Origin of the sequence: Flavobacterium aquidurense, from assembly GCF_031458035.1 — a bacterium.
Taxonomy (GTDB): Bacteria; Bacteroidota; Bacteroidia; order Flavobacteriales; family Flavobacteriaceae; genus Flavobacterium; species Flavobacterium aquidurense_C.
In genome coordinates, this window is sequence record NZ_JAVDXR010000005.1 from 287647 (window position 1) to 310727 (window position 23081).

General features: G+C 36.5%; 17 protein-coding genes. 9 read left to right on the forward strand and 8 right to left on the reverse strand.

The genetic code is table 11. The features are described 5' to 3' along the window. Positions 1-5 precede the first annotated feature (5 nt). From J2X17_RS10490 to J2X17_RS10525, 8 genes are all read right to left on the reverse strand, one after another. Positions 6-3629, reverse strand: coding sequence for a PAS domain S-box protein (locus J2X17_RS10490; protein ID WP_310297397.1), 3624 nt, complete (start codon positions 3627-3629; stop codon positions 6-8). A 12-nt stretch (positions 3630-3641) separates the two neighbouring features. Continuing rightward, positions 3642-4091: a response regulator gene (locus J2X17_RS10495; protein ID WP_310297399.1), complete on the reverse strand. Its 450-nt coding sequence runs from the start codon at positions 4089-4091 to the stop codon at positions 3642-3644. Positions 4092-4285: 194 nt separating this feature from the next. Beyond that, positions 4286-4990 (reverse strand): ion channel, encoded by a 705-nt coding sequence (locus J2X17_RS10500; protein ID WP_310297403.1) that lies wholly within the window; start codon positions 4988-4990, stop codon positions 4286-4288. Positions 4991-5019: 29 nt separating this feature from the next. Next, a complete protein-coding gene (locus tag J2X17_RS10505) occupies positions 5020-5760 on the reverse strand; it encodes a ZIP family metal transporter (RefSeq protein WP_310297405.1) in 741 nt (246 codons plus the stop codon). 260 nt (positions 5761-6020) lie between these two features. Next, the gene (locus J2X17_RS10510; RefSeq protein ID WP_310297407.1) at positions 6021-7451 is read right to left on the reverse strand and encodes an anion permease; all 1431 of its coding nucleotides are present in this window, start codon (positions 7449-7451) and stop codon (positions 6021-6023) included. Positions 7452-7472: 21 nt separating this feature from the next. After that, positions 7473-8624: a porin gene (locus J2X17_RS10515; protein WP_310297409.1), complete on the reverse strand. Its 1152-nt coding sequence runs from the start codon at positions 8622-8624 to the stop codon at positions 7473-7475. A gap of 441 nt (positions 8625-9065) precedes the next feature. Next, complete coding sequence (locus J2X17_RS10520; RefSeq protein ID WP_310297412.1) at positions 9066-9959, reverse strand: dienelactone hydrolase family protein; 894 nt, start codon at positions 9957-9959, stop codon at positions 9066-9068. A 60-nt stretch (positions 9960-10019) separates the two neighbouring features. Further along, positions 10020-11594 carry a tetratricopeptide repeat protein gene (locus tag J2X17_RS10525; protein WP_310297415.1) on the reverse strand — a complete coding sequence of 525 codons (1575 nt, stop codon included), beginning with the start codon at positions 11592-11594 and terminating at the stop codon, positions 10020-10022. 219 nt (positions 11595-11813) lie between these two features. Here J2X17_RS10525 and J2X17_RS10530 point away from each other — a divergent pair, with 219 nt between their 5' ends. From J2X17_RS10530 to J2X17_RS10570, 9 genes are all read left to right on the forward strand, one after another. Beyond that, complete coding sequence (locus tag J2X17_RS10530) at positions 11814-12056, forward strand: hypothetical protein (protein WP_310297419.1); 243 nt, start codon at positions 11814-11816, stop codon at positions 12054-12056. Between the two features lie 80 nt (positions 12057-12136). Next, positions 12137-13363 carry a DcaP family trimeric outer membrane transporter gene (locus J2X17_RS10535; protein WP_310297423.1) on the forward strand — a complete coding sequence of 409 codons (1227 nt, stop codon included), beginning with the start codon at positions 12137-12139 and terminating at the stop codon, positions 13361-13363. An 89-nt stretch (positions 13364-13452) separates the two neighbouring features. After that, entirely contained in the window at positions 13453-14871 is a 1419-nt protein-coding gene (locus J2X17_RS10540; protein WP_409025258.1) for an aspartate ammonia-lyase, read from the forward strand. Positions 14872-14894: 23 nt separating this feature from the next. Then, positions 14895-15962, forward strand: coding sequence for a type II asparaginase (locus tag J2X17_RS10545; protein WP_310297429.1), 1068 nt, complete (start codon positions 14895-14897; stop codon positions 15960-15962). Positions 15963-15998: 36 nt separating this feature from the next. Beyond that, positions 15999-17294 carry an OprO/OprP family phosphate-selective porin gene (locus tag J2X17_RS10550; RefSeq protein ID WP_310297432.1) on the forward strand — a complete coding sequence of 432 codons (1296 nt, stop codon included), beginning with the start codon at positions 15999-16001 and terminating at the stop codon, positions 17292-17294. Between the two features lie 46 nt (positions 17295-17340). Continuing rightward, positions 17341-18357 (forward strand): glutaminase A, encoded by a 1017-nt coding sequence (gene glsA / locus J2X17_RS10555; RefSeq protein WP_310297436.1) that lies wholly within the window; start codon positions 17341-17343, stop codon positions 18355-18357. A gap of 30 nt (positions 18358-18387) precedes the next feature. Next, positions 18388-19506: an amidohydrolase family protein gene (locus J2X17_RS10560; protein WP_310297439.1), complete on the forward strand. Its 1119-nt coding sequence runs from the start codon at positions 18388-18390 to the stop codon at positions 19504-19506. Between the two features lie 49 nt (positions 19507-19555). After that, positions 19556-20845 (forward strand): hypothetical protein, encoded by a 1290-nt coding sequence (locus J2X17_RS10565; protein ID WP_310297441.1) that lies wholly within the window; start codon positions 19556-19558, stop codon positions 20843-20845. 517 nt (positions 20846-21362) lie between these two features. Next, entirely contained in the window at positions 21363-23045 is a 1683-nt protein-coding gene (locus J2X17_RS10570) for a GH39 family glycosyl hydrolase (protein WP_310297444.1), read from the forward strand. The last annotated feature ends 36 nt before the right edge of the window (positions 23046-23081 follow it).

Below are 23081 nucleotides of genomic sequence, written 5' to 3' on the forward strand. Positions count from 1 at the left end.
AAAAACTACCTCGCCGGTATATAAATATCAAAAGTAGCACCCTTGTTTTTTTCTCCGGTGGCAGTTATAAAACCGTTGTGGTTTTCGACGATTTTCTTTACGATTGCAAGACCAATTCCAGTTCCGTTGTATTCAATTTTGCCATGCAAGCGTTGAAAAACTTCAAAGATTTTAGCACTATATTGCTGCTCAAAACCAATTCCGTTATCTGAGATGGTGATGTGGCAATAATTAATATCTTTTTTAAGTTTGTCATTGTCTAAATCTTCTCCTTTTAAAATATCACTTTTGATTTCTATTCTTGGAGGAATATCAGGATATGAAAATTTAAGAGAATTACTAATCAGATTGTACAAAAGCTGTCTAAACTGAAACGGAATAATATTGACCTCACAGCTTTCAAGATTCACAACTGTGGCATGTTTTTGTTCCAGCTCTTCTTTTAAATCATCTTTTACTTCGTCGATAATTTTAGAAAGATCTGTTTTTTCGAATATGCGTTCCTGAACATTCGTTCTGGAATAAGAGAGCAAATCATTAATAAGTGTCTGCATTCGCTGCGCAGCATTTTGCATACGCTGAAATTTATCTTTCCCGCTATCTGATAAATTTTCAAATTCTTTGTCCATAATCAGCGAGGCAAACGTCTGAATTTTTCTAAGCGGTTCCTGTAAATCATGACTTGAAATATAGGCAAAAGACTGTAGCTCCTGATTCATTTTCTGCAGCTCCGTATTTTTTTGTTCCAGCTCTAATGCATTCAGTTTTAGCTTGTCATCGGCTTTCTTTTTTTCTGTCAGGTCATGCGTTACTTTTGAAAACCCTATAATTTGATTTTTCTTATTGTGAACCGCTGTAATAACCACACTTGCCCAAAATAGAGTTCCGTCTTTGCGGACACGCCACCCTTCTTGTGTTGCTTTTCCGGTATCGATGGCAAGGTTTAATAGTTTTTTTGGGAGACCACTTTTTTTGTCTTCTTCTGTATAAAAGGTAGAGAAATCTTTTCCGATAATCTCCTCTGCCTTATAGCCTTTTATCTTTTCTGCACCGAGATTCCAATTTTCAACAATGCCTCGGTGGTCCAGATATAAAATAGCATAATCCTGAACTTCTTCTACCATTAAATGATAACGTTCTTCACTTTTTTGAAGTGATTCGTTCATTAAGCTCAATTCTTTGGTTCTTGCACGTACTTGCTGTTCCAGTTCTTGGGTAAACGCTTTTTCAGTATGAATATCAGTAAATGCGCCAACCCATTTTAAGATTTTATGATCTTTATCAAAAACAGGTTCGCCAATTACGGCATGCCATCTGTAATTTCCGTCTTTCCTTCTCAAACGAACATCGCATCGGTATGCTTCTCCAGTGGTTAAGCTATGGCGCAATATCCTTGCATTTTCCTCAAAATCTTCAGGATGTATCATTGCTCTCCATTCAGCTTCGCCGTCGGGATGAATTCCGGTATATTCTAGCCATTTTCCTGAGGCAAATAATGCATTTCCTTTTTCATCAGTTTCCCAAATTAATTGCGGGATACTTTCGGTTAATGAACGAAATCTTTTTTCACTTTCTTCTAATTCCTGCTGATGGCTTCTCTCGTCTGTAATATCTCTTATAGTACCAATTAACTTTTCGGGATTATTATCTTTATCATAGAACAGTGTACCTTTTCCTTGTACCCAATGGATCGAACCATCAATCCAAATTGTTCTGGCTTCATAATTTAAATATCCTGAAATAAGCGCTTCTTTAAAGGCTTTATTTCGAATGCCCATATCATCGGGATGGAGATGTTTCAGTAGTTGATCATGAGTTAGTTGAAGCTCTTCCTGATAACCGCCAACAATTTCAAGATAGCGTTGAGAATAAATAGGCTCCATGGTTTTGATATTCAATTCCCAAGTACCTAATTCACTGGCTTCAACGATAATTTTCAGCCTTTCTTCGTTTTGTTCTATCTTTTTTCGAACTTCCACTTTTTCGCTAACTTCCGTAACGGTTACAAGAATGCCCGAAATGGTTCCGTCTTCTTCTTTTAAGGGATAATAAAGAAAATCAAAATAAGAAACTTCTAATTTTCCAAAACGGTTTAACGGAATCGGAACTTCATATCCATGAAAAGGAATTCCGGTTGTTAAAACATCATGTAAAAGCGAACTTACACTTTCTTCAACTTCGGGTAAAGATTCAAATAAAGGTTTGTCAATAAAAGTATTTTCTTCTCTGTCGACCAATTTCAAATAGGCTTCATTGGCCATTTCGACCATATAATTGGAACCTCGGAGAATTGTAATTCCAACAGGAGCCTGTTTAACGGTGTTACGAAAACGTTTATCGCTTTCTTCTATTTTTTTCTTGGCAACATTCAAATCAGTCAGGTCGACTCCGGTATTCATCACGCCATATATAGCACCATTTACATCATATAAAGGTGTCAGACTGTAGTTGAAATAATAAGTATGGAGTTTTCCGTCGACGGTTAAATCGAGAGGAGTGTTTTTTGTGTGGAAGGACTGACCAGTTTCCAAAACAGTATTTATTTGTTCAAATACCAATTGATTATCGAGTTCCGGAAGCACATCTTTAAATGATTTTCCGATGACATCATTCCCTTTTCCCCAAATGGCTATAATGGAATCATTTGCCAATTCAACAATCATTTCTTTTCCAACATAAACTGCAATCGGGAACGGAGCATTTTCTACCAGCTGTCTTACTTTTTGTTCGCTTTCGTGAATTCTTTTTCTGGATAAAACTTGCGTTGTTACATCAATAGCAATTGCTACAACACCAGAGATAGTTCCGTCGCTTTCTTTAAGGGCATCGTAAACAAAATTCAAATAAAGAGTTTTAATTTTTCCGTTACGGGGCAATTGAACCGGGTGTTCATTTGCAATAAATTTTTCACCCGTGCTATAAACAGAATTGATTAAATTTTCTAAACCCTGATCTTTTGCTTCTGGTAAGCCTTCAAAAATAGGTTTATTCAATATTTTTTCTGCAGTTGTTCCCAACAATTGAATCATTTGCTCATTTGCAATTTCTACAATATGCTCTTTTCCTCTAAAAACACACATTGCTACAGGGGCCTGCATAATATTGTTTAAAAAACGGGAATTGCTTTCTTTTAAGGCGTCTGTGGTCCGTTTTTTTTGTGTAGTTTCAATAACAGTAACAAGAACACCACCAACAGTACCATCTTCTTTTCTAATGGGACTGTATGAAAAATCAAAGTAACATTCTTCAACAAATCCATTTCTGTTTAAAGGCAGCATAAAGTTTGGAAAACCAATAGGATTTCCTTCCATAACTCCAGCAAACATAGGGCCTATGATGTCCCAGATTTCAGAAAATGTTTGTCTTGTACTAATGCCTAGAGCAGCAGGATGTTTGGTAGAACCTAATATAGGACGATAACCATCGTTATACAATTGCGTATAATCGTCACCCCAGGCAATATACATTCCGAAAGGGTTTTCCAGCATAACGGCCACCATAGTACAAAGACTTTGTGGCCAGGTTGAAGGATCTCCTAATGATGTTTTGCTCCAATCTTTTGCGCGAATGAGTTCGCCCATTTCTCCACCATTTTCCAGAAAATAATGTTGCTTATTTGTGAGGCTCATTCCAATCAATATTTAGGGTTGAAGAATAAATTTCTCTCTGATTGGCTGTTTAAAATTATTTTCAGATGAAATACTCAGTGCATTTCCAATTACTTTTTTCAATTTAGAAAAATCACCGGGTTTACGAATATAGTAGGTAGCACCTTTATCGTATAATGTATCAATAAGACTATTATCTAGCGAGGTAGAAAAAATGATTATCGGAAGGTCCTTTAATTCATTACTTTCTTTTATTTCGGTCAGGCATTCATACCCATTTTTTCTGGGCATATTAAGATCGAGAAAAAGAATGTCCGGCAGATTTTCAGATAAATTTTCTGCCAACAAATCCATTAGTTCTACACCATCATTAACAGTGACAAGTTCTGTAGGAAGCAACAGTTCATCTAGTGCTTCTTTAAAAAAAGCACAATCATCTTCATCATCATCTGCCAGTAAAAGACTGTATTTCTGCTTATTCATTATGAAATCTAATTATATAAAAAACAATTTTAAGAGAATAAATATCCCGTTATTTTCTGCTAAGATAAAATTTATTTTCTTAAAGATACGCACCAATTTTTCATTTAGGTGTAATGTTTCGCATAAAAACTCATAAAAAAATCAATTTAAATAAAAACACAACCACTCTTTTTGAATGAAATCCGAATCTATTCTCAATTATTTATTTTCTCCTGCTTTGGTTTTTCGTTTCCGACATTAGAAACAAGATTTCCGATAAGAATTACCGGATACAAAATGCCTACCAATGTTTCCATTTGCACTAAAGAACGTGCAACAGGATGTAGTGGAAGAATTTCTCCATAACCTGTTGTGGTAAGTGTTATATAGCTAAAATATAAAAAATTAGCTGAAGTACTGTTGCAGTCAAATTGAGGAAGAGCCATCTGAAAAGCACCTTCAATCTTATCGTAGATAAATAAATATAAAATACACCATAAGTTGGCCACAAGCATATAAACCACAATGGAGCCTATAATACGATGCCCATTTATAGGTCCCGATTCGAAAACTCTTCGTAATATTAACGTAATCACCATTAAGAAAGTAGCAATTGTAAGTACAAAATCAATACAGGAAATAACTGGTCCGGGGACTAAAAAATTAATCCATTCAAAAATGATAAACAGCACAGGAAGAATTGTAATTAGTGCAATTTTTTTGGTATCTGTTTTTAAGGAGAAAACACCTGCGAGAAGAAATAACATCCAAAAAATATTCAGAACCACCATAAAAAATGAATAACTGCCAAGGAGCGGAACAAGAATAAAATGCATGATACAAAGTAATATTAGCATACCGCTAAGTCCGCTTTCTTTCATCCAGAATTGGAACATAAAACGATCTTTTATTGATGTCATTTTTTTTGCATTTTTTTAGATTTAAAAACTTAATGGAAATTCTCATAAACAACCAGACAAACGGAAAAAAAGAAACCAAATACTGTAAATACGCCAGCTAGTTTTCCACCGTGTTCGTAAGCTTCCGGAATCATGGAGTTGGCTAACATCATTAAAATTGCGCCACCGGCAAAAGCCTGAATAAACGAAAGCCACTCTTGCGAAGCACCGCTAAAAACTGAAAAACCAGCTAAAGTTGCCAATGCACAAAGCAACGCAATGCCAGTCCAGAGTGTTATTATTTTTCTGGAACTCCAGCCTCCCGATTTCATTCCTGAAGATCCTGCAATTGCTTCAGGTAAATTTGAAATAAAAACTGCTACCAACATGGTAAGATTACCCGAAGTTCCCTCGAAAATACCTAGCCCGATAATAATCGATTCAGGTACACCATCTAGTATAATAGCGAGTACCATTGGAATGATAAGACTGGAACTCTTAGTCTGTCCTAATTTAAGACGATTTTTTGCCCCGAAATTTGAAATCAGTTTATCTGAAAAATAGAAAAGTGAAGCTCCGGCGAAAAAACCAAAAGCCGGATACATTGTACCCCGACCCAGTTTTACGGCTTCGAAAATTAATTCATAAGAGATGGCAGAAATTAAGGTTCCGGCGCCAAATCCCATAATAACACCAATGGCACGATTGCTTAAGGAATATCGAATTGCCAATATCCCTCCAATAATGAGTGATGAGGTTGCTAGTAATCCTGTAAGAAACGCTTGCAGCATGGTGATGATTTTAAGATTTGTTACTATTTTTTTCGAATGAATCGTAAAAAAAACTTTTGTTGATCCGGGACGTGTGACCTTTTAACACATAGAAAAATAGGTTTTATGTTTTAAAAAAAAAGCTAAATAAGAAATACATTTCTTTCACATAGTCCAAATCCCGAAACTTCGGGACGAGATGTTTTATAATAAGTGAAATGTCTTTTTTACTTTACAAAATCTATGTTTCTATGTGTTAAAGAATTTTTTGTTTTTTAATTTTAAAAATATCCAATAACGCGCATCCATAACCCACCAATAACCATATAGATTAATAGCATGACAAGTCCGGTTATAAGGCCTTTTACCCACCAGCTTTTTAAATCGACATAACCGCTACCAAAGAAAACCGGTGCAGGTCCGTGGCCGTAATGTGTTAGGGTTCCGTATAATGAGCCTACAAACCCAAGCATAAAAGCTAATAATAAACCCGGAATTCCCAAAGAGATCCCAACGCCTAATAAAGCCGCATACATGGCTGCCACGTGCGCAGTTGCACTTGCAAAAAGGTAATGACTAAAAAAGTAGACCAAAATGATAATCGGGAAAGCCATTTGCCAGCTTAAGCCGCCAATTTGAGCTCGAACCTGATCACTAAACCAGCCAATAAAGCCTAATTCATTGAGTGAACTCGCCATCATTACTAAAACAGAAAACCATACGATAGTGTCCCAGGCTCCTGTTTCGCCTTTAACATCTTCCCATGTTAAAACTGATGTCAGCAGTAATATTACCAAACCAATAAAGGCTGTTGTTGTAGCATCAATAGAGAATAAATCGCCCGTCATCCAAAGAAATAATAAGATGAAGAAAGTCATTAGCATTAGCCATTCATTTCTTGAAATTGGTCCCATTTCTTTTAGTTTCTGACTTGCAATTTGTGGAGCATCTCCGGTTTTTTTGAGTTCAGGCGGATAGATTTTGTACAATACAAAAGGAATTACAAAAAAGGCAACCAAACCGGGAACTATTGCTGCCGTTGCCCACGAAATCCATGAAATTTTGATGCCCAGATTAAGAGCGAATTTTTGGCACATTGGGTTACTTGCTGTTCCTGTCAAAAACATTGAAGAAGCGATCAGGTTCATATTATAACAGTTCAACGTTAAATATGCCCCTAATTTTCGATGGGTTTCCGGCTGATCCGGCATGGACCCAAAACTCATAGACATTGATTTCATAATCGGATAAATAATTCCGCCGCCTCGGGCTGTATTACTTGGTACAGCCGGAGCCAAAACTAAATCGGCCAGACCTAAACCGTAGGCTAATCCGAGGGAACTTTTCCCGAATACCCTGATGAATAGAAAAGCAATTCTGTTTCCTAGACCTGTTTTAATAAAACCTCTTGCAATAAAAAACGAAATTCCGATCAGCCAAATTACCTTATCTCCAAAACCTTTCAGTGCTAAAGTGATTGATTTTCCCGGATCTCCGGGCGCCAGAACTTGCGTAAATGCTGTTACTGCAATGGCGATCATACACATGGTGCCCATTGGTGCCGCTTTCAGAATGATTCCGAGAATGGTCGCCACAAAAATGGCAAATAAATGCCAGGCTTCAACTTTTACACCTTCGGGAGCGGGAATAAACCAAAGAACAATTCCAACGGCTAATGTAATCAGGGTTTGGGTAATTTTTACTTCTTTCATAAAAACAGGAATTAAGTTAAACTAAAGTCGGCATTGAAGCTGAATTAAAAATAAATTACTACTATACGTCGACGTGTCAGGAATATTTTTTTCATAATTGTCAAGCGTAAATCCTAATTCGATTCGGCCTGTGTAGGCTTTACCAAATTCCAGACTTATCATTGGTGTATAAGTTCGCCTTACGTTTGAATCGATTTTGTAATTTGAATCGAGAGTTTCGTAACGGCAGGATAATTCTATGGAGGACAATCTTTTGTACGTCACGGCGTATCTCAAATTTGGTAAAAAATAAAGACCACGCATTTGATAATCGGCTACACTTACGGCTCTGCTATCAACGGGTAACGAAAAATATAAATTATGATTTGTTCCCTGCTTGTATTCCATTTGCATATCTAAACTAAGATTATCGCTAAGTTTAAAATTGCTGGTGATATCTGCGCCAACTGCAAAAACATCCTGCGTCGCAACTGTACCGAATCCGCCGTTTAAACCCAGATTTATTTTATGCTCTTTTGATAATCCGAAAACCCATCTTGCCGAATATTGTTTTCCGTTATCCTTGTCTTTTTCCTGATTTTTTCCGTTACCATTGATAATCGTGAAGGCATACATTACCGGAACTTTTCCAATATCAACTCCGCCAATAATTCCGGCTCCTATTTGAAAACTCGTCCAACCATTTTTCCCGAATTCATAATATTGATTTGAGAAATCAAATGATTTGATGATGTCTGCCGGAACCTGATCTTCGATACCAAACGGCGCTCTGAACTGACCACCAACTAAAGCTATATATTTACTAAACGTATATTTTGCGTAAGCATTCTCAAGCACTTTTCCTTTTGTATCCGACTTAAAATCGGCTAAATTGACCAAAATTACAACTTCGGTAGCGTCACTTACTTTAGTGGTTAAACCAACACGCATTCTTTTAATATCAAATGAAGTCTGTGTAACTTCTCCAGTCGTATGATGAACACCAAGCACATCAACATCATCTGTCATGGCAGCTAGAAACCTTCCCTGAAAAAGTCCTCTAAATTGAAATTGAGGATATTTTACCACACTTTCTGATGTAGTATTTTCGGTAGTTTGGGCGTTTACAATAAGAGGAAATAATAAAAAAATAAAAGCTGCATTTAATATTAAAATTATACGGATACATTCCATAAATAAAAAAATTTGTTTTTTATTATTGATCTTAAATTCGGAGTATAAAATAATAATGGTAACTATCTGCTTATCAGCATTTGAAAGCTATACTAAAGTAATAAAAAAAGTAATGCCTTGTAAAAAAAATAGCATTAAAATAGTGTTAGGATCTTTTTGGGGAATGATAATCTTTTTAGGGCTATCTGTAGAGGAGGTTTTAGTTTAAAATCGGAAAAACTTTGACTAATGTTATTCAAGTTTATCTTCAGGATGTGGGAATCTTGTATAGATTTTTTGTTCCATTTGATTTAGAAAAACAGGATATGTTTTGGTTATCCAATGTTTTAGTTGTTCAATATTTTGAATTATTTGTTTGGCTTTATTTCACTTTTTAAAATCAAATATATCTAAAATATTCGTTGGATTGCTCTTTCAAAAAGAAAGTTCTTTGATCAGGTTTTACTTCTTCTTCAATTTCAATTTAAAAAAATCAATTGTTCTTGTCCACGATAAAGTTGCAGCGGCTTCGTCGTATCTTGGTGTAGTATTATTATGAAAACCGTGGTTGACGTTTGGATAAAAATAAGCTGTATTTTCCACTTTGTCTTTTTTAAGGACTTCTTCAAAAGCTGGCCAGCCTTCATTAACGCGCGTATCCAAACCTGCGTAATGCAAGAGTAGCGGAGTGGTAATTTTTTCGGCTTCTTCTTTCGTTGGCTGTCCACCGTAATAAGGAACTGCCGCTGATAAAGTCGGAATTTTTACCGCCATCATATTTGCAATCCATCCTCCAAAACAAAACCCGACAACACCTACGTAACCATTACAATCTTTGTGTCCTTTTAAGTATTCGTATGCGGCAATAAAATCTTCGAGCATTTCTTCGCGCGTACGTTTTTTTTGAAGTTCTCGTCCCGCATCGTCATTTCCCGGATAACCTCCTAGAGGCGATAAAGCGTCGGGAGCGAGGGTAATAAAACCTTCAAGGGCAGCTCTTCGTCCAACATCTTCAATATATGGATTGAGGCCACGATTTTCGTGTACAACGATAATTCCGGGTAATTTCTTTTTGGTTTCTTCAGGCTGAGATAACAGTCCTTTAATTATTCCGCCGCCTTTTGGAGATTCGTAATTAATATATCCTGATTTGAGTCTTGGATCTGTTGGATTAATTAAAATGCTGTCCACGTAATTGGGAGTCATAAAACTCAAAAGCGAGGGAAGGGTTAAAGTTCCGACTGCGAAGATGGATAGTTTCTCAATAAATTGTCTTCTATCGATTTTATTGTGAGCATAATCATCGTATAAATCAAATACTTCCTGCGAAATATCTTCTTTGGTTATTTTTTGCATGGTTTTTAATTTTGACAACTAATTTTGAGAATAGAATTTAACGGTAAACTCGCAAAACAATCAGGCAGTTCGAATGGATCCGGTTTTCTCTAATTCGCCAATTATTTTTGTAATTATTTTTTCGGAGAGCACACAGCTTGAAAGCATATTTTTTATCTTTTTTGGTGCCTGAGGTTCTAAATTCAAAAGCTTATCTAAATATTTTTTGGCTTTATTATCTTCTTTTAGAAAGGAAAGCGAAACACATTTGAGTAGCGGAGCCCAAAAAGTTTCTTCTGAATCCATTTTTTCAGCCCAATGAAATGCATTGGCATAATCTTTTTTCTCAATATAATACAGGCAAAAACCAATATTAACCCAACACGGATAATAGGGATTTTTTTCGATTGCATTTTTCATGATACTATAGCCTTTATCAAAATATCCGGCAAAAATCAACATGCATCCAACTCCGGACACTCTGCCTGAAGCATTTGGATTTATTTTAATGCATTGTTCTGCAGAATAAAGACTGGCTTCCGGAGCTTTTTTTAACAAATTAAACCAGGTTAGCGTATGCCAGGCATGTTGACAATACGGGTTTATTTTAAGCGCTTTCATTACACACTGATGTCCCAGTTCAATATTATCTTCGTCGCTGTCTATTGCGAAAAATATTCCATCAAAATAAAATTCACCTAACATTGCCCAGGTAACGGCGTGATTGGGATGAATTTTAGTAGCTTCATCAAGACTTTTAATCGCTGTCCAGTAATTTTCCAAAGAACATTCACACTGAAATTTATAATAACTGTAAACGCCTTTCCAGATGCTTAATTTGTTTGATATTCTGTCTGGGGATATTTTAATGATTTCTTTAAAAATAATGCCATAATAGCCGCCAACTTCGCTTACGATATTCTGTACAATTTCATTCTGTATTTTTGCAATATCTTTTATATCCAGGTGATCGAATGATTTTGTCATCACGAATTCACCAGTTAACGAGTTTAAAAGATTAATCCTTATATGTAATTTTTTGTCATTGTACTGAAGACTTCCGGTAATGATAAAATCGGCATTGATTGATTTCGCTGCTTCAAGAATATTTTGATTGATTTTTGAAACCATCTCAGTTGAAAAGTAGCCTATAACCGCTACATCTTCAAAAAGAGAAAGTTCGGCACTAATTTCTTCACAAAGCATGACTGAAAAAACATCTAAATTTTGTTTAGAAGTAACGGATTTAAAAGGAAATATGGCAATAACAGGATTTGTATTCTCTGCGGGAGGAGCAGTCGGTTTTATCGCTTTTTGTGAGATAAACTGGGGTACATAACTGCCTTTGGGAATATCGATCATTAAAGAATTATTCTGACCCTGAGTCAAATAATATTCGTTTAAAATTCTTCGCAACCTTCCAGCGTGAATCCGCACGACAGCATCATCATTTGAATTAAAATCAGATGATCTGTTCAGCACATTTACAGCTATGGAATATTCCTTAATAATATGCTGGTTTTCATTAAGAGTTTCCTCGACCACATACCTTAAAAATTTGCTTAAGATGGGAGAGTTTTTTAATGAATTATATTTTAAAACAGTTTCTAGTTCGGTAAAAATTTCTTCATGAGTAATCTTTTTCAGAGCCTCCATATAAGTTGCATTAGATGAGAACAATAAGGCGGAATTTCAATCACTATAAAGTTAAAAAAAAAATAATACTTTATGATAAAATTTAGTTTTTTGTAAGAAAAAAGTATGTAAAATAAGGTTTTTCTTGCATTTAACGGTTAAATTTAACGGTTTTTAACTCTTTTTTGATAAAATGACTGTTTACATTTGATTGATTATCAGTAATTAATGAAGGGTAATATGTCGATTCCAGAGAAATTATATAGTGAAAAGCTCTCCAGTTACCAAGAATCAATCAAAGTTTTGTACTTGATTGATGATGATTTCAAATCTATGTGTGACGATTATTGCTGCAGCAAATTGAATATTGAAAAATACAAACAAAAGATGCAGCAGGATTTTCATATGAAGGTAGAGTACGAAAATCTAACAAAGGAATTAGAAGAAGATATAGTGCTTTATATTTTGAAAAACATGGAATAAGATCGTAAAACTAAACAGAATTCCCTCACAATTAAGTGATACGTATAAGTTAGAATCAGCAATTTTAAACTATAATCATTATGAAAAAAACGTTTTTAAGAGTGGCAAAGATTAGGCATCTGGCCATGGTAATTTTTCTTCTTGCAGCAAACCTGATACATGCTCAGGATAGCGATGCAAAAAAAAGTATGGAGATTTACGGATTTATAATGACCGATATTGGTTATAATTTTAATCAGATTCAGCCAGATTGGTACGATGTTGTACGACCTACAAAATTACCAGCTTATAAAGATCAATATGGAACTGACGGAAGTTATTATGCTTCAGTACGCCAGACAAGATTTGGTATTAAAAATTATTTTGATACAGGAATCGGAGAATTAAAAACGACATTCGAATTTGAATTATATGGTACTGGTGTAGATGCTGGTCAGACTACTTTTCGTTTGAGACATGCTTATGCCGAATTAGGCAAGTTTGGAGCCGGTCAGACCTGGAGCCCTTTCATGGATATCGATGTATTCCCGAATACATTAGAATATTGGGGACCAACCGGGATGGTGTTTTTCCGTAACATCCAAATTCGATATATGCCAATTCAGGGCGATACCCGTTTAACAATTGCGTTAGAAAGACCGGGAGCAAGTGCCGATCAGGGCGTTTACGCAAATCGTATCGAACTTCAGGGCGTAAACGGCAGATTTCCATTGCCGGATCTTTCAGCAGAATATCACCATGGTTTTAACTGGGGTTATCTTGAGTTAGCCGGTATTGTGAGAAAAATTGAATGGAAAGACCAAAATAACGATCAATTTGATTTATCAGGAGATGCTGTTGGCTGGGGTCTGAATTTGAGTACCAATGTAAAACTTGGAAAAAGTACTGTTTTTAAAGGACAAGTTGTTTACGGTGAAGGAATTCAGAACTACATGAATGATGCGCCAGTTGATATCGGTATCGAAAATAATCCGGGAAATGCACTAAAGCCGGTGAAAGGTGTTGCACTTCCTTTACTTGGTGTTGTAGCTTTTCTTGATCATACCTGGAGCGAGAAATTTACAAGCTCAATTGGTTATTCAATGATTGACATTGACAACACAGACGGACAAGCGAATGATGCCTTTCAAAAAGGACAATACGTTGTAGGAAATGTGCTTTATTCTCCAGCAAAAAATTGCTTGGTTGGAGCTGAATTTCAATGGGGAGACCGTGATAATTTCAACGATGGTTGGAGTACTTCTATAACAAAAGTACAGTTCTCATTTAAATACAACTTCTCTCAAATATTTTATCAAAAAAATTAATTAGAAATGCCCAAAGCGTTTCCTGAAATAAGCTACCAAGAACCTTAAAAATAGAAAACATGTGTAAAACAATTCAATATGTAATCCTGATGGGATTATACGTTGGCTCCCTAAACGCTCAAACCCGAACTGAAAAAGATCTTTTGGGTGAAAAGCAGATTCCGAACAATGCTTACTACGGAGTCCAGACAGCCCGCGCCCTCGAAAATTTTCAGATAAGCGGAATGACAACGCAGTTTTATCCTGATTATGTAAAAGCTTTCGCAATGGTAAAATTGGCTGCTGCCCGTGCTAATGCCGCTGATGGCCGACTTAAAAAAGAAAGGCTGGCAGCCATAGAAAAAGCTTGTCAGGCAGTTATAGACGGGAAATACCATGATCAGTTTCTGGTTGATTTATATCAGGGTGGTGCAGGTACTTCTGCGAATATGAATGTTAATGAAGTTCTCGCAAACATAGCGCTGGAAATGAGCGGTCATAAAAAAGGGGAGTATCAATATATTGAACCTCACGATGATCTTAATATGGGGCAATCTACAAACGATGTTTACCCAACAGCGATAAAAGTTGCTTTATTACTTCACAACGATAAATTGATAAAAGAAGCTGATTTGCTTGCTAAAGCTTTTCATAAAAAAGGAGATGAGTTTAAAGATGTCTTAAAAATGGGGCGTACTGAGGGGCAGGATGCTGTACCAATGACGTTAGGACAGGAATTTCATGCTTTTGGAAATCAGCTTGACGCTGAAATTGCAGTCTTACGTAAAACAGAAGTGTTTTTATGTGAACAAAACATGGGAGCAACAGCGATTGGAACAGGAATTACAGCTTCGCCGGGTTATGCTGAAAAAGTAGCAACTGAACTGGCAAAAATTACCGGTAAACCAATTGTGAAGAGTAAAGATCTTATTGCTGCAACGTCAAGCCAACAAGGATTTGTAATCTATTCTTCGGCACTAAAAAGTATGGCAATTGCAATGTCAAAAATAAGCAGTGACCTTATTTTCCTTGCTTCAGGACCGCGTGCAGGTATTTTCGAAATCAATTTACCGGCACTTCAACCAGGTTCTTCAATTATGCCAGGTAAAGTAAATCCAGTAATGCCAGAGTTAATGAATGAAGTATGTTTCAAAGTAATTGGTAATGACGTAACGGTAACGCTTGCAGCACATGCTGGTTTATTGCAATTAAATGCTTTCGAACCAGTTGAGGCTATCGCCATGATGGAATCGCAAGGATTATTCTTTAAAACATTTCCACTATTCAGAAAAAATTGTATCGAAGGCATTACTGCAAATAAATCAGTGTTAGATCATTACATGGAAAGAAGTGTAGGTATTGTTACTGCTCTTAATCCTGTACTTGGTTATGAAAAAACTACGGAGCTGGCTAAAGAAGCTCTTGAAACCAATAAAGGAATCTTAGAACTTATACGTGAAAAGAAATTGCTTACAGAGGATCAAATTAAAAAACTGCTTGATCCTGCCAGTTTAACCGGACAAAAATAAACATCAACTAAACATCTAATATTATGAAAATAAATATAATCTTTTGTAAAAAACTACTTGTAATAGTAGTCTTGCTGATTAGCAGCAGCGTAATCGGGCAAGCAAAACCTAAAGTATTAATATTGGCAACCGGTGGTACGATTGCAGGATCAGCGGCAAGTGGTGTACAATCTGGTTATACTTCAGGACAGGTGACTATTGATGCAATGGTGAATGCAGTTCCCGATGCCTTGAAACTTGCTGAAATTAAAGGAGAACAAATTGCAAATGTAGGCTCTCAGGATATGTCATTTGATATCATGATGAAAGTTGCAAACAGAATCAATGAATTGGCCAACAGCAAAGATGTAGACGGTTTTGTAATTACACACGGAACGGATACCATGGAAGAAACAGGCTACTTTTTGAATCTGGTTGTAAAAACAGACAAGCCTGTGGTTCTTGTAGGATCAATGCGTCCTTCGACTGCGATAAGTGCTGACGGTCCTTTAAATCTTTATAATGCTATTGCTGTCGCTGCAGATCCGAAAGCAAAAGGTCATGGAGTACTTTTAGTAATGAATGACTGGATTCACTCGGCACAATCATTAACAAAAGTGAGTACCACCGCAGTTCAGACTTTCATGTCGCCAATACGCGGACTTATAGGAACGACTTCTTACGGAGTTAATGATTTTTACCATTATCCTGATCAAAAATTTGGAAAAAATTCTGAATTCGATGTGAAAGGTGTGACAGCATTTCCTCGTGTTGACATTATTTATGCCGATGCAGATATGAAACCGGATTTAATTGACGCTTCTATCGAAAAAGGAGCGAAGGGAATTGTAATTGCAGGTGTTGGAAACGGAAATATGAACAAGGCTTCTCTGGACGCATGTGCAAGGGCAAGTAAAAAAGGAATTATCGTGGTACGAAGCACGCGCGTTGCCACTGGTTTGGTAGGGCGTAATGTAGAGTGTAATGATGATGAATTAGGACTTATTGCTTCGTATAATCTGAATCCGCAAAAATCCAGAATTCTGTTAACGGTGGCATTGCTTAAACCAAGAAAACTGGATGAACTTCAAAAGATATTTTTGGAATATTAATGCTTAAATAAAAATGCTATTTTGAAATCAAATCGATTGATAGTAAAATTTATAAACCCGCAATATCTGCGGGTTTGTTTGCTTGTTGTATTGGTGATTTTACCTTTTCATTCTTTTTGTCAGGAAACAGAAAAAAAAACAGTACCTGATGGAACTGAAGGCGATGTGCTGCAAGCTTCGGAAACAACTAAAGCTGAAAAATTGCCTTGGAACATGTTTGATACAAGTTTTACAACAATCAAATTAGGGGCTGGTTTTTTATATGAATATGCAGGATACGTGGCGGATGCAACTACTAAAAGACAAATGGACTCCATTGGCAGCGAACTTAAATATGATTTTGACGTTCGTGATTTCAGGATTTTAATTGGGGGCCAGCTTAAAACAAAAAGAACCATAACCTGGAAAGCGGGCTTTATGTACGATGGAGATGCGAAATCATGGTACGTACGTGAATCGGGGGTAATGATTGCTACTCCGGAAATATGGGGAAGTATTTTTATTGGCCGTACGAAAGAAGGTTTTTCGCTTAGCAAAGTAATGAATGGTTACTCGGGAGAATCTTTAGAGCGGCATATGGCAATTGATGCGATACCAATTCTGGGAGATGGTATAAAATGGCTCGGTTATCTTCCAAAACAGAAAATCGTCTGGAATATGGGGATTTTTGCCGACTGGCTTTCAAAAGATCAGGGATTCAGCACTTATAGCTGGCAATTTATAACACGTGCTGCCTGGCTGCCAATACATTCCGAAGAAAAACAAACAACATTACATATCGGAGGTAACTTTAGAATAGGTCAGCCCGAAGACAATAAAATCCGCCTTAAATCGAAACCGGAATCGAATACAGCACCTATTTTTATAGATACAGGTACTTTTTCGGCAAATCAGGGAACTTTTGTTGGCTGGGAGATTTATTATAGCAAAGGCCCAATGTTATTTGGAACAGAATATAGTTGGCAAATGTTTAATTCGAGCGAAAAAAATGATCCGGTTTTTCATGGTGGTGAAGTGATGGCGAGTTACATTTTTACAGGAGCAAGCAGACCTTATACTACAACAAGTGGTATTTATACTTTCATTCCGGTAGAGAAATCTGTTTTCCACGGAGGTTTAGGAGAAATCGAGGCGGTCTTACGATATTCTACTAATGAACTAAATGGCGGAACTATTCAGGGCGGACGTTTCTGGAGAATTACACCAACAGTGAACTGGTACCTTTCTAAAAACTTCAGGTTTGAGTTTGCCTATGGTTACGGAATTTTAGACCGATTTAGTTTAAAAGGTGCCACGCAGTTCTTTCAATCACGCATTCAGATTTTATTATAATAAATGTCAAACAATCAAGTAATAACAATTTTATAAAACTACAAAAATGAAAGCAAATCTACGATTAGGTATAGTACTGACAGCTTTAGCAGTATTAACTCCGTTATTTCAGGTACACGCACAAAAAGAACCTGCTTATCAGGCAGCAATTGATCATGCTTATGATAAATTTAAAGATGTTAAAGAAGGTAAAAATGCGGATTATATAAAAGAATTAGCCAATGTAGATCCGAATATTTTTGGAATTGCAATTGTGACAGCTGATGGAAAAATTTACAGCAAAGGAGATCTGGGGCAGCGCGTATCAATTCAGTCAATTTCGAAAGTATTTACGCTGGCCCGTGTTATAGAAGAGCAAGGACCAAAAGCTTTGGCAGACAAAATTGGTGTAGATGCAACCGGACTTAGATTTAATTCTATCGTAGCGATTGAGCTTCAAAAAGGAAAAGAAATCAATCCATTGGTAAACCCGGGAGCGATTGCTGCTGTGAGTTTGGTAAAAGGAAATGACTCTGTTGCAAAATGGAAAAATATTCTGGACACCCATAATGCTTTTGCAGGAACAAAATTAAAATTAAACATGCCGGTTTATATCAGCGAGGCTGGAGATAATTTACGTAATCAGGCAATTGCACATTTATTATTGGCTTATGGACGTTTGTATTTCGATCCTGTTCAGTCTACAGATGTGTACACAAAACAATGCGCCATCAACGTAAATGCAAAAGATCTGGCTGTTATGGCAGCAACTTTGGCAAATGGAGGTGTAAATCCGGTTACGAAAGAAAAAGTCGTTTCTCCAAGTACTTGTGCTTTTACAATGGGAATCATGTCAACTGCCGGATTGTATGACGATTCAGGACAATGGTTGTACGCAGTTGGTTTACCAGGAAAAAGTGGTGTAGGTGGCGGAATTATTGCGGTATGTCCGGGAAAATTCGGGATAGCTGTTATTTCTCCTCCGTTAAACGAAGTTGGAAATAGCGTTAAAGCACAAAGAGCCATTTTTGAAATCGTTAAAGAGCTAGGTGTAAACCCATTTATTGTCGAGCCTAAAAAATAATTATAGCTGATAAGGATAACCCCAGAACAAATGAATAAAATGCTAAAAAAATCGAAACTGCTTTTGGTAGCTTTTGCGTTCTGTATGCAAACGGCTTTTGTATTAGGGCAAAATGAAAAATCAAAAAATAATTATTTATTTAATGACAGCCATTTTCATTTAACAAATTATATTCAGGAAGGGATTACTGCCGCTAAATTTTTGGAAATAATGGGAAACAAGGTGGGGCGTTCAACCTTATTTGGAATTCCGTTACAACAGCAATGGTCGCACCAAAATTCGGGAGATTACAGTCCAACCTATTACTTGCAAACAGATGCTCCTTTATACTATTACTCTTTTACAGATGCTTTTATTGCTATGCAATACAAGTCTTTGACCAAAGAACAGCAGGCACGTTTTGATCCTATGATTACCGGATTTAATCCTGCAGATATGTACGCTTACAAACATATCGAGCGCGTGCTGCGAACTTTTCCGGGAGTTTTCACAGGAATAGGTGAATTTTCTATTCATAAAGAATTCGTCTCTGCAAAAGTAGCTGGAGAAGTAGCAAGTTTGACCAATCCTGCATTAGACAGTATTCTGGATTTTGCCGGAAAAGTGGGCTTGGTTGTAATACTTCATAATGATATGGATATGCCAATGGCGAAGCAAAAATCAAATCCGGTTTATCTTAATGAGATGAGAGATTTGCTCAAACGCCATCCGAAAACTACTATCATTTGGGCACACATTGGCTTAGGCCGAATTGTACATCCGGTTGGTTATGGCTCAGAATCCTCCAATGAAAGATCACCAAAACATATTGATATTGTAAAAGATATCCTTGATGATCCGGCTTTCGCCAATGTCTATTTTGATATTTCATGGGATGAGGTTGCGAAATATATTATTTCATCGCCCGAAGTCATTGAGAGATGCGCGGCCTTAATGGATAAATATCCTGACAGATTTCTTTTTGGTACTGATGTAGTTTCACCACCGGATCAAAAATTCTATATGGCTGTTTACGAAATGTACCAGCCATTATGGAAGGCCTTAAAACCTGAAACTAGTGAAAAAATTAGAAACCAAAATTATCTCAAACTTTTTGATGGTGCCCGTAGCAAAGTACGAGCATGGGAGAAGGCGAACATTAAACAATAAATTTTTTATAAGCTGATTTTGTAAATCTATTAACATTAAAACTTTTTATATGCGAGTAAAATATCTCTTAGTATTATTTTTTATATGCACTTTCTCTTCTTGGGCCCAAATCAGCAATACACCTACTGACAGTACCGAAACCAAATTACCTGAAGAAGGACATCGTGGTGGCAGTGGCTTTAAATTGGTTGATGGCAAATATGGTTCAATGACCCTTTCATTTTATGTATTGGCCCGTTATTTAAATCAAATGGGAATTGATGATAGCTACACCAATCACAACGGCGAAACAATCGCAATTGACAGACGACAAGATATTCAGTTTCAAAAATCAAACCTTTATTTTAGAGGTTGGGTTGGAGATCCAAAAATTCGATATACCGTTTTCGTCTGGACTTCCAATGCAACATTAGGACAAGGCGCACAGGTTGTTGTTGCCGGAAACTTACAATATAAATTCAATAAACATTTTGAGTTAGGAATTGGTATTAACGGACTTCCTTCTGTGCGTTCTATTTTAGGACAATGGCCAGAATGGCTGAGAAGTGATGCCAGACCAATTGCTGAAGAATATTTCAGGGGATCTTTCACCACTGGTATTTATGCCCAAGGTGAAATTACTGATAATTTATACTATAAAACAATGTTGGGTAACAACCTTAGTCAGTTAGGGGTTGATGCCGGACAATTGGACAATAAAATGGATACCTGGAGTGGGGCAATTTGGTGGACGACGGGTAATTTTGGACGAATCCCAACCTATGGCGATTACGAAAAACATCCTAAAGTGGCGACACTTCTTGGTGGTGCTTTTACCAGAAGTACGGAAAATCGCCAGTCTCAGCCAGACAATAATGCACCCGAAAACTCGCAAATCAGACTTTCTGATGGTACCGGTATTTTTGCTTTGAATGCATTTGCACCGGGAACTCAGGTAATTAATGCAAAATATCAAATGTCATCTTTTAACGGAGGTGTTAAGTATAATGGTTTTTCTTTAGATGCAGAGTTTTACATCCGTTGGTTATCAGACTTTGAATCGACAGGTCCAATTCCTGTAGAAAATCTTACTGACACTGGTTTTTCTCTTCAGGGATCGGCCATGTTGAAAGACAAAACTTTACAGGCTTATACCACATATTCCTATATAAATGGTGATTACGGAAAACCTTCGGAGGTAACTGTTGGGTTGAACTGGTTTCCGTTTAAAACCAAATTCTTCCGTATAAACCCTGAAGTAATGTTTGAAAATCATGCACCGGTTGGATATTTAAGTTATCCAACGCAAGTGGGTTCAAATGGTGTTATCGGAATGGTTAATATAGAATTGAACTATTAAGAATTAAAATCCTACTGATGTTAAAATATCTATCCTGTGTGTTTTTAGGGTTGATTTTTAGTCAGCTTGGTAATGCGAATAAACCCGGAAGTTTTGTATGTCGAAAATTCTCCTGTTGGATATTTAAGTTATCCAACGGCAGTAGGAGCAAAAGGAATTTTACGATTGTTAAATCTGGAATTGTTTTTTTAAATGATTAGTTTCTATTGAGATTCATTTTCTTTTAATTTAAAAAATAAAAAAAAGCCTGTAAAATATATATTTTACAGGCTTTTTTATGACTTATCCAGATTATAATTTCGACCATGAATTCTCATCGTAATTATTTAAGTAATTCGGAACAAAGAAATTCTGAAAAGGATGTCATAACAGAAATATTAATTTTTTTTAATTACTTTAGTTCAAAATATAAATGCATTATAAAAAAATTTGCCCTTTTTTATAAGTGTTGTTTTTACAATTATATCATCAAAAATTGATATATCCTTTACTCTAACATCTAAACCAAAGTGATCTTATGCATAAATTATTAAAATGTTGCCTGGCAGCTTTGTTCTTCCAATGTTGTATAACTTCGACCTACGCTCAAAATCCGGAAATCAAGGTAGATCTTCAAAAGGAAATTGCTCCAATGACACCCGTCTGGTCATGGTTTGGGTATGATGAACCTAATTATACTTACATGAAAGATGGCAAAAAACTTCTCAGCGAAATAGCAGCTTTGAGTCCAGTTCCTGTCTATGTGCGTACACACAGTCTGCTTGTAACAGGCGATGGTGTTGCTGCGCTAAAATGGGGTTCTACAAATGCTTATACAGAAGACAGTAATGGAAATCCGATATATAACTGGAAGATTATTGATAGCATTTTTGATACCTATGTTTCACGTGGTATGAAACCATTGGCACAAATAGGTTTTATGCCCGAAGCTTTGTCAACGCATCCTGTTCCGTACAGACATTATTGGAAACCTGGGGATCCTTATACAGATATTATTACGGGATGGGCTTATCCGCCAAAAGATTATGACAAATGGAGAAATCTTGTTTATGAATGGGTCAAACATTCGGTTGATCGTTATGGGCAAAAAGAAGTGGAAAGCTGGTATTGGGAAGTTTGGAATGAACCAAATGGTCATTACTGGAAAGGCACGCGTGAAGACTTTTTTAAGATGTATGATTACGCGGCAGATGGACTTAAGCGTGCGCTGCCTACTGCAAAAATAGGAGGGATAAATATTGCTGGTACAAGAGGAAAAGGAGCACAGGAGTGGACGAATGATTTCATAAAACATTGTATCAGTGGTATCAACTATGCGACAGGAAAAATAGGTTCACCTATGGATGCGATACTTTTTCATGCCAAAGGATCTCCTAAGCTTGTAGAGGGATCAGTTCGTATGGATATGGCACCACAATTAAATGACATTGAGACTGGTTTTAAACTCACGATGTCATATCCGGAAACAAAAGATTTGCCTATTATTATTGGAGAGTCTGACCCTGAAGGCTGTGCTGCCTGTGGTATGGCTACTAATCCAGAAAATGCTTATCGTAATGGTACGATGTATTCGAGTTATACAGCAGCATCTTTTGCAAGAAAATATATCTTGGCAGATCAGTCAAAGGCCAATTTTCTGGGTGCAGTTTCCTGGTCTTTTGAATTTGAAAATCAGCCTTGGTTTTATGGCTTTCGTGATCTTGCAACAAATGGCGTGGATAAACCAGTTTTGAATGTCTTTAGAATGTTTGGAATGATGTCAGGAATGCGTTTAAACGTTGTAAGCAATCGTATGTATCCAATTGAGGAAGTTCTTAAATCAAGTGTTCGTGGTGCTCAGTCTGATATTGGTGCTTTGGCGAGCAAGGATTTAAAATCTGCAGCAGTAATGGTATGGAATTATCATGATGTTGACAAACCAGGTCCGTCAGAAATTGTCAATGTTTCCATTGAAAATATTCCGGTGAAGAAGGCGACTTTAAGTATTTATCTGATTGACCAGGAAAACAGTAATTCCTATGAGGTTTGGAAAAAGATGGGGTCACCGCAAAATCCTACTCAGGAACAGATTGATGTTCTCGAAAAGTCGGATAAATTAAATCGTATTTCTATAAAAAAAATAAAAATATCTGATGCCAAAACTATAATACCACTAAAAATGGAGCGTCAGGCGGTTGCTTTAATAAAGCTGGACTGGTAATTACAATAATAGGAAATATTTAAAAAGAAATTTTAT

What these genes read in the sequence shown, in the direction of transcription:
- J2X17_RS10490 (WP_310297397.1), bottom strand. Translation starts at nt 3,629, where the DNA reads ATGAGCCTCACAAATAAGCAACATTATTTTCTGGAAAATGGTGGAGAA.
- J2X17_RS10495 (WP_310297399.1), bottom strand. Translation starts at nt 4,091, where the DNA reads ATGAATAAGCAGAAATACAGTCTTTTACTGGCAGATGATGATGAAGAT.
- J2X17_RS10500 (WP_310297403.1), bottom strand. Translation starts at nt 4,990, where the DNA reads ATGACATCAATAAAAGATCGTTTTATGTTCCAATTCTGGATGAAAGAA.
- J2X17_RS10505 (WP_310297405.1), bottom strand. Translation starts at nt 5,760, where the DNA reads ATGCTGCAAGCGTTTCTTACAGGATTACTAGCAACCTCATCACTCATT.
- J2X17_RS10510 (WP_310297407.1), bottom strand. Translation starts at nt 7,451, where the DNA reads ATGAAAGAAGTAAAAATTACCCAAACCCTGATTACATTAGCCGTTGGA.
- J2X17_RS10515 (WP_310297409.1), bottom strand. Translation starts at nt 8,624, where the DNA reads ATGGAATGTATCCGTATAATTTTAATATTAAATGCAGCTTTTATTTTT.
- J2X17_RS10520 (WP_310297412.1), bottom strand. Translation starts at nt 9,959, where the DNA reads ATGCAAAAAATAACCAAAGAAGATATTTCGCAGGAAGTATTTGATTTA.
- J2X17_RS10525 (WP_310297415.1), bottom strand. Translation starts at nt 11,594, where the DNA reads ATGGAGGCTCTGAAAAAGATTACTCATGAAGAAATTTTTACCGAACTA.
- J2X17_RS10530 (WP_310297419.1), top strand. Translation starts at nt 11,814, where the DNA reads ATGTCGATTCCAGAGAAATTATATAGTGAAAAGCTCTCCAGTTACCAA.
- J2X17_RS10535 (WP_310297423.1), top strand. Translation starts at nt 12,137, where the DNA reads ATGAAAAAAACGTTTTTAAGAGTGGCAAAGATTAGGCATCTGGCCATG.
- J2X17_RS10540 (WP_409025258.1), top strand. Translation starts at nt 13,453, where the DNA reads ATGGGATTATACGTTGGCTCCCTAAACGCTCAAACCCGAACTGAAAAA.
- J2X17_RS10545 (WP_310297429.1), top strand. Translation starts at nt 14,895, where the DNA reads ATGAAAATAAATATAATCTTTTGTAAAAAACTACTTGTAATAGTAGTC.
- glsA (WP_310297436.1), top strand. Translation starts at nt 17,341, where the DNA reads ATGAAAGCAAATCTACGATTAGGTATAGTACTGACAGCTTTAGCAGTA.
- J2X17_RS10560 (WP_310297439.1), top strand. Translation starts at nt 18,388, where the DNA reads ATGAATAAAATGCTAAAAAAATCGAAACTGCTTTTGGTAGCTTTTGCG.
- J2X17_RS10565 (WP_310297441.1), top strand. Translation starts at nt 19,556, where the DNA reads ATGCGAGTAAAATATCTCTTAGTATTATTTTTTATATGCACTTTCTCT.
- J2X17_RS10570 (WP_310297444.1), top strand. Translation starts at nt 21,363, where the DNA reads ATGCATAAATTATTAAAATGTTGCCTGGCAGCTTTGTTCTTCCAATGT.